This window comes from Streptomyces cacaoi (assembly GCF_006539165.1).
GTDB lineage: Bacteria > Actinomycetota > Actinomycetes > Streptomycetales > Streptomycetaceae > Streptomyces > Streptomyces cacaoi.
On sequence record NZ_BJMM01000048.1, the window covers coordinates 37,306 to 44,321 of the forward strand.

General features: G+C 72.9%; 5 protein-coding genes. 4 read left to right on the forward strand and 1 reads right to left on the reverse strand.

The genetic code is table 11. From position 1 onward, the window contains the following. Positions 1-79: 79 nt before the first annotated feature. On the reverse strand, positions 80-1,207 hold the full coding sequence (locus SCA03_RS29185) for a PAC2 family protein (RefSeq protein ID WP_230988985.1): 1,128 nt from the start codon (positions 1,205-1,207) through the stop codon (positions 80-82). 418 nt (positions 1,208-1,625) lie between these two features. Here SCA03_RS29185 and SCA03_RS29190 point away from each other — a divergent pair, with 418 nt between their 5' ends. The 4 genes from SCA03_RS29190 to SCA03_RS29210 all read left to right on the forward strand — a co-directional run bounded on the left by SCA03_RS29190 (position 1,626) and on the right by SCA03_RS29210 (position 7,016). Continuing rightward, positions 1,626-2,969 (forward strand): enolase C-terminal domain-like protein, encoded by a 1,344-nt coding sequence (locus tag SCA03_RS29190; RefSeq protein WP_141275746.1) that lies wholly within the window; start codon positions 1,626-1,628, stop codon positions 2,967-2,969. Positions 2,970-3,058: 89 nt separating this feature from the next. Further along, a complete protein-coding gene (locus SCA03_RS29195; protein ID WP_030884219.1) occupies positions 3,059-4,105 on the forward strand; it encodes a sugar ABC transporter substrate-binding protein in 1,047 nt (348 codons plus the stop codon). Further along, positions 4,102-5,970: a sugar ABC transporter ATP-binding protein gene (locus tag SCA03_RS36565; protein ID WP_230988986.1), complete on the forward strand. Its 1,869-nt coding sequence runs from the start codon at positions 4,102-4,104 to the stop codon at positions 5,968-5,970. Before SCA03_RS29195 ends, SCA03_RS36565 begins: the two co-directional genes overlap by 4 nt. Further along, entirely contained in the window at positions 5,967-7,016 is a 1,050-nt protein-coding gene (locus SCA03_RS29210) for an ABC transporter permease (RefSeq protein ID WP_030884212.1), read from the forward strand. Before SCA03_RS36565 ends, SCA03_RS29210 begins: the two co-directional genes overlap by 4 nt.

The window sequence follows — 7,016 nt, forward strand, 5'->3', positions numbered from 1 at the left end:
GGGCCCCGACCGGCGGAGAAGCCGAGTGGCCGGTGGCACCGGGAGATCGGTGCCACCGGCCACAGCTGTGAGCGGCGGGTCAGCCGTCCTCGTCGTCCGTGCCGTCGGTGCCGCTCGCGGCGCTGTCGCCGGTGCCGGAGGTCTCGCCGCTCCCGGCGCTCCCGGTGCTGCCGTCGCTCCCGGCGTCCTCGGTGGGGCCGGGGTCCGGGCGGTCCGGGTGGTCCGTGCGGTTCTCGTCCGGCTCGTCGGGTGGCTCCGGCCGCGGGGGTTCACCGGTCGGCTTGGGGCTGGGCGGCTGTCCCGGGTCGCGCAGATAGGGGGCCGTGGGGCCGCCGGTGGCGTTCGGGTCGGAGTCGTCGTCGCGGTGGCGCAGATAGCGCTCGAACTCCTTGGCGATGGCCTCGCCGGAAGCCTCCGGCAGTTCGGCGGTGTCCCGCGCCTCCTCCAGGGACTGCACGTACTCGGCGACCTCGCTGTCCTCGGCGGCCAGTTGGTCGACGCCGAGCTGCCAGGCCCGGGCGTCCTCGGCCAGCTCGCCCTGCGGGACGCGCACGCCCAGCAGATCCTCCAGCCGGTTGAGCAGGGCGAGCGTCGCCTTGGGGTTGGGCGGCTGGGAGACGTAGTGCGGAACGGCCGCCCACAGCGTCGCCGCGGGCACCCCGGCGTGGGTGCAGGCTTCCTGGAGGATGCCGACGATGCCGGTGGGGCCCTCGTAGCGGGACTCCTCCAGATTCATCGTCCGGGCGAGATCGGGGTCGGAGGTCACGCCCGTCACCGGAACCGGACGGGTGTGCGGGGTGTCGCCGAGCAGCGCTCCCATGATGACGACCATCTCCACGCCCAGCTCGTGCGCGAAGCCGAGGATCTCGTTGCAGAACGAGCGCCAGCGCATGCTCGGTTCGATGCCGCGCACCAGGACGATGTCCCGCCGGTTGCCCTTGCCGTCGGCGTCGTCCACGCGGACCACCGACAGCCGCGTCGTCGGCCAGGTGATCTTGCGCGCTCCGCCGTCCATCCACACGTGCGGGCGGTTGACCTGGAAGTCGTAGTAGTCCTCGGCGTCCAGCGCGGCGAAGACCTCGCCCTTCCATTCCCGTTCCAGGTGCGTCACCGCTGCGGAGGCGGCGTCACCGGCGTCGTTCCAGCCTTCGAACGCGGCCACCATGACTGGGTCGACCAGCTCGGGAACCCCCTCCAGCTCGATCACCCAGCGCCTCCTTCCGGCCGGGCGCGCGGACCTGAAGCCCCGCCCCGGCAACCGTTCCTGCCTGCTGCCGCCCCGTTGTCGCCAGCTCTTGCGTGCGGGGCCCAGCCTACGGCGTGACGGTGCCCCGGCCGCAGCCCCCGCACGCCTGCCGATCGCCTCCGGATTGCCTCCGGAGCGTCCGCGGGAGGTGCGCGGGGAGGCGCCGGTGGAGGTGTGGGGAAGGTGCGGGGAGAAGTGCGGGGGAAGTTGTGGGGGGAGCCGCGGGGGGAGTCGCCGTGGAGGTCCGCGGGAGGGTCCGGGGGCGGGGTCGGTGACGGGGCAGGTGGTGGGGAGCGGTGCGGGCCGGAGTCGGCGGTGCACACCCCTGGACGCCGTGCACACGACAGGGCTATACATCGGATCTATGACCAGAGGTCCGATGTATAGCGTCACCGGGGTCGAGGTCCACGACGTCCGCTTCCCCACCTCGGAGCAGCACGACGGCTCGGACGCGATGAACCCCGACCCCGACTACTCCGCCGCCTATGTCGTGCTGCGCACCGACGCGCCCGACGGACACGAGGGGCACGGCTTCTGCTTCACCATCGGCCGGGGCAACGACGTCGTCGTCGCCGCGATCGAGGCGCTGCGGCCCTACGTGCTGGGCCGCCCGCTGGACGCCGTCACCGGCGATCCGGGCGCGCTGCACAGGGAGTTGACGCACGACTCGCAGCTGCGCTGGCTCGGGCCCGAGAAGGGCGTGATGCACATGGCGGCCGGTGCCGTGCTCAACGCGGTCTGGGACCTGACGGCCAAGCGTGCCGGGCGCCCGCTGTGGGAACACCTGGCCTCGCTCAGCCCCGAGGAGCTGGTGGCGCTCGTCGACTTCCGGCATCTGACCGACGCGCTCACCCCGGACGAGGCGCTCGCCCTGCTGCGGGCGGCCGAGCCCGGGCGGGCCGAGCGCGCCGCCCGGCTGCGCGAGCACGGCTACCCGGCGTACGCGACCTCGCCCGGCTGGCTCGGCTACTCCGACGAGAAGCTCGTCCGGCTCGCCCGCCGGGCCGTCGCCGACGGCTTCACCCAGATCAAGCTGAAGGTGGGCGCCGATCTGGAGCGGGACGTGCACCGGATGCGGCTGGCCCGGGAGGCGGTCGGCCCCGGGGTACGGATCGCGGTGGACGCCAACCAGCGCTGGGAGCGGGACGAGGCCGTGCGCTGGATGACGGCGCTCGCCGCGTACCAGCCGTACTGGATCGAGGAGCCGACCAGCCCCGACGACATCCTCGGGCACGCCGCCGTCCGTGCGGGACAGCCCGTCAAGGTCGCCACCGGTGAACACGCCGCCAACCGGATCGTGTTCAAACAGCTGCTCCAGGCCGAGGCCGTGGACTTCGTCCAGATCGACGCGGCGCGGGTCGCCGGGGTGGGCGAGAACCTGGCGATCCTGCTGCTGGCCGCGAAGTTCGGGGTGCCGGTGTGCCCGCACGCGGGCGGGGTCGGGCTGTGCGAACTGGTGCAGCATCTGGCGATGTTCGACTACGTCGCGGTTTCCGGGACGCAGCAGGACCGGGTCATCGAATACGTCGACCATCTGCACGAGCACTTCACCGAGCCCGTCGTCGTCCGGGACGGCCGCTACCGGGCACCCGCCGCTCCCGGATTCTCCGCGCGGATGCGGCCCGAATCGCTCACCGCCCACCGCTATCCCGACGGCGCCGTCTGGCGCGAGCGGGCGGCGCGGCCGGGCCCGCGCCCCGGCGACGCGCCCGCCGCCGGCTGACGCCCCCCGCCCCGGCCCGGGCCGCACCCCGGCACCCGCACGGTCCGGCTCCCACCCCGACCCCGCACCCGACGAGACAGGACGACCTCATGCGACAGCGCACACCGATCACCACCGGCGCCGCCTGCTGTGCGGTGCTGCTGGCGGCCACCGCGCTCGCCGGCTGCAACCGCGGCAGCGAGGGCTCGGCGGCGGCCAAGGGCAGGGTGGGCATCGACATGCCCCGCACCGACACCGACTTCTGGACGGCCTACCAGGGCTATGTGCGCAAGGGCGTGGACAAGGGCACGGTGGCCGCGCTGCCGCTGTCCAACTCGCAGAACGACGTGGCGAAGCTCGTCGCCAACGTCCAGACGTTCACCGACCAGGGGGCCAAGGCCGTCGTCATGGCCCCGCAGGACACCGGCGCGATCTCCACCACGCTGGAGCGGCTGGAGAAGCGGAACATCCCCGTCGTCACCGTCGACACCCGGCCCGACAAGGGCCAGGTCTACATGGTGGTGCGCGCCGACAACCGGGCCTACGGGCGCAAGTCGTGCGAGTACCTGGGCGAGAAGCTGGGCGGCGAGGGGCGGGTGGCCGAGCTGCAAGGCGACCTCAGCTCCGTCAACGGCCGGGACAGGTCCCAGGCGTTCGCCTCGTGCATGAAGAAGAAGTACCCGAAGATCAAGGTGCACGAGCTGCCCACCAACTGGGACGGCAAGGAGGCGTCGGGCAAGCTCCAGAGCCTGCTGGCACAGCATCCGGATCTGGACGGCATCTACATGCAGGCCGGCGGTGCCTTCCTCCAGCCCACGCTCGCTCTGCTGGGGCAGAAGAACCGGCTGAAGAAGGCGGGCACCGAGGGGCACATCACGATCATCTCCAACGACGGCATCCCGGAGGAGCTGGCGGCGATCCGCAAGGGCACCATCGACGCGACGCTCTCCCAGCCGGCCGATCTGTACGCCGAGTACGCGCTGTACTACGCCCGCGCGGCGCTGGACGGCAAGAAGTTCGAGCCCGGTCCGACCGACCACGGGTCGAAGATCATCAAGCTGCCGAACGGTATGGAGGACCAGCTGCCCGCACCCCTGGTCACCCGGAAGAACGTCGACGACAAGGGACTGTGGGCCAACCAGCTGGAGAAGAAGTGACCGCCGCGGACGGGCCCGGGGACGGCGTGCGCCCCGGCGCTCCGGCCGCCGTGCACGCCGAGGGGATCGTCAAACGCTACGGGCCGACCCTCGCGCTCGACGGCGTCGGGCTGACCGTGCGGCCCGGCGAGGCACACGCCCTCGTCGGGCGGAACGGCGCCGGGAAGTCCACGCTCGTCTCCGTACTGACCGGAATGCAGCGCCCCGACTCCGGCACGGTGCGCTTCCACGGCGAACCGGCGCCCGCCTTCGGGGACACCGCGGCCTGGCGCTCCCGGGTGGCCTGCGTCTACCAGCGGTCCATGGTGGTGCCGGAGCTGACCGTCGCGGAGAACCTGTTCCTCAACCGCTTCCCCGGCGGGCCGCGGATCCGGTGGAAGGCGCTGCGTGCGCGGGCCGGCGCGCTGCTGGAGGGCTACGGCGTCGCCGTCGACCCGGCCTCCCGGACGAAGGAACTCACCGTCGAGCAGCGGCAGTTCGTGGAGATCGCCCGCGCGCTCTCGTTCGGGGCCCGGACGGTGATCCTGGACGAGCCGACGGCACAGCTCGACGCCGCCGGGATCGAGCGGCTCTTCGGCAAGCTGCGGGAGCTGCGCGACCAGGGCGTGGCCTTCCTCTTCATCTCGCACCACCTCCAGGAGGTGTACGAGCTGTGCGACACGGTCACCGTCTACCGCGACGCCCGGCAGGTGCTCACCGCGCCGGTGGCCGGACTGCCGCGGCGCGAACTGGTGGCGGCGATGACGGCGGACACCGACGCGGCCCCGGCCCGCACAGCTGAGAGAACTCGCACAGCTGGGGCAGCCCGCGCAGGCGGAACGGCTCGCACAGCTGAGGCGGTTCGGACACCCGACGGGGCTCGCACAGCTGAGGCAGTTCGTGCGGACGAGGCGGCTCGCACAGCTGACGCGGCGCACGCGTCCGACGAGACCCGCACAGCTGACGCGGCACACGCACCGGACGGGACCCGCGCAGCTGACGCGGTGCGACCGGGGCCCGGTGACGCGGTGCTGTGCACCGAACAGCTGGCGCTGGAGGGCGGGTTCGCGCCGGTCGACCTCCGGGTACGCGCCGGCGAGGTGCTCGGCCTGGCCGGTGCCACGGCCAGCGGCAACACGGCGCTGGGGGAGACGCTGGCAGGGCTGCGCCGGCAGACGGCCGGCACCGTCCGGGTGCGCGGGCGCACGGTCCGGCCGGGCAGCGTGCCGCACGCGCTGGACGCGGGCATCGGCTATGTGCCCGAGGACCGGCACGCGCAGGGCCTGGTGCCGCACCGCAGCGTCGCGGAGAACGCCACGCTGACCGTCGCGGACCAGCTGGGCCCGTGGGGCACCGTCCTGCCCTCCCGCACCCGCCGGTTCGCGCGGCGCATGATCGAGTCACTGGACATCAAGACCCCGGGCCCGGAACAGCCCGTCTCCGGGCTCTCCGGCGGCAATCAGCAGAAGGTCGTCGTCGCCCGCGCGCTGGCCCGGGACCCGGCCGTGCTGGTCGCCGTCCGGCCCACCGCCGGAGTGGACGTCAAGTCCAAGGACGCGCTGCTCGGCGTCGTCCGTGACGTCGCGGACCGGGGCAGCGCCGCGGTGATCGTCTCCGACGAGCTGGACGATCTGCGGGTGTGCGACAGGGTGCTGGCGCTCTTCCACGGCCGGGTCGTCGCCGAGTACCCGGCCGGCTGGAGCGACCGCGAACTGGTCGCCGCCATGGAGGGCATGACGGCCCGGCGCGGGCACGGCCCGGCGGACGACGGCCCGGCGGACGAAGGCCCGGCGGACGACGGCCGGGCACCGGACGGCACCGGCGCGGCAGACGACGGGAGCGGCGGCGACGCCGGCACGGACGCCACGGAGGGGAACGCACCATGACCGACACGGCACAGCCGTCCGCCCGCGAACTGGCCGACGGGCTCCACCAGGCTCAGCAGAGCGCACCCCGGCGGGCCCGCCCCGCGCTCGCCCGCTGGCGCGATCTGTCCCTGGTGCCGGTCATCCTCGTGCTGATGCTGATCGGCTTCATCGTCTCGCCGGCGTTCCTGACCACCGACAATCTCGTCGGCGTCGTGCAGCAGTCCACCGAACTCGGCCTGCTGGTCCTCGCGTTGGCACTGGTGCTCATCTGCGGGCGTATGGACCTCTCGCTGGAGTCGACGCTGGCGGTCGCGCCGAGCGTCGCCATGTGGCTGGTGCTGCCGGCCGAGGGCGACGGCTTCCACGGCATCGGGCTGCTGCCCACCTGGCTGGCCATCCCGCTCTGTCTGGCCGTCGGCGCGCTCATCGGCACCACCAACGGCTTTCTGATGCTGAAGCTGCGCGTCAACGGGTTCATCGCCACCCTGGGCATGCTGACGATGCTGCGCGGCCTCCATGTAGGGCTCACCGACGGCAAGTCGATCGTCAACGTCCCCGACTCCTTCTCGTACCTGGGCAACGCCAGCTGGCTCGGGGTACCGGGCGCGGTGTGGCTGTGTCTGCTGCTGTACCTGCTCGCGGGGCTCGCGCTGGCGTATCTGCGGCACGGGCGCGCGCTGTACGCGATCGGCGGCAACGCCGAGGCGGCCCGCGCCGCGGGCGTGCGCACCGACCGGATCACCTGGATCGTGCTGGCGCTCGGCGGCACCCTGGCCGCGTTCGCCGGGCTGCTGTACACCGGGCACTACGGCTCCGTCTCGGCGAGCCAGGGCGACGGCTGGATCTTCCAGGTGTTCGCCGCTGCCGTCATCGGCGGCATCGGGCTGCGCGGCGGGCGCGGCACGGTGTTCGGCGCGCTGACGGGTGTGCTGACGCTGCAACTCGTCGTCAACGTGATGACGTTGGGCGGGGTGCCGGCGATGTGGAACCAGTTCCTCAACGGGACGATCATCATCGTCGCGCTGATCATCTCGCGGTTCGCGAGCGGCGAGCGCCAGGAGTGA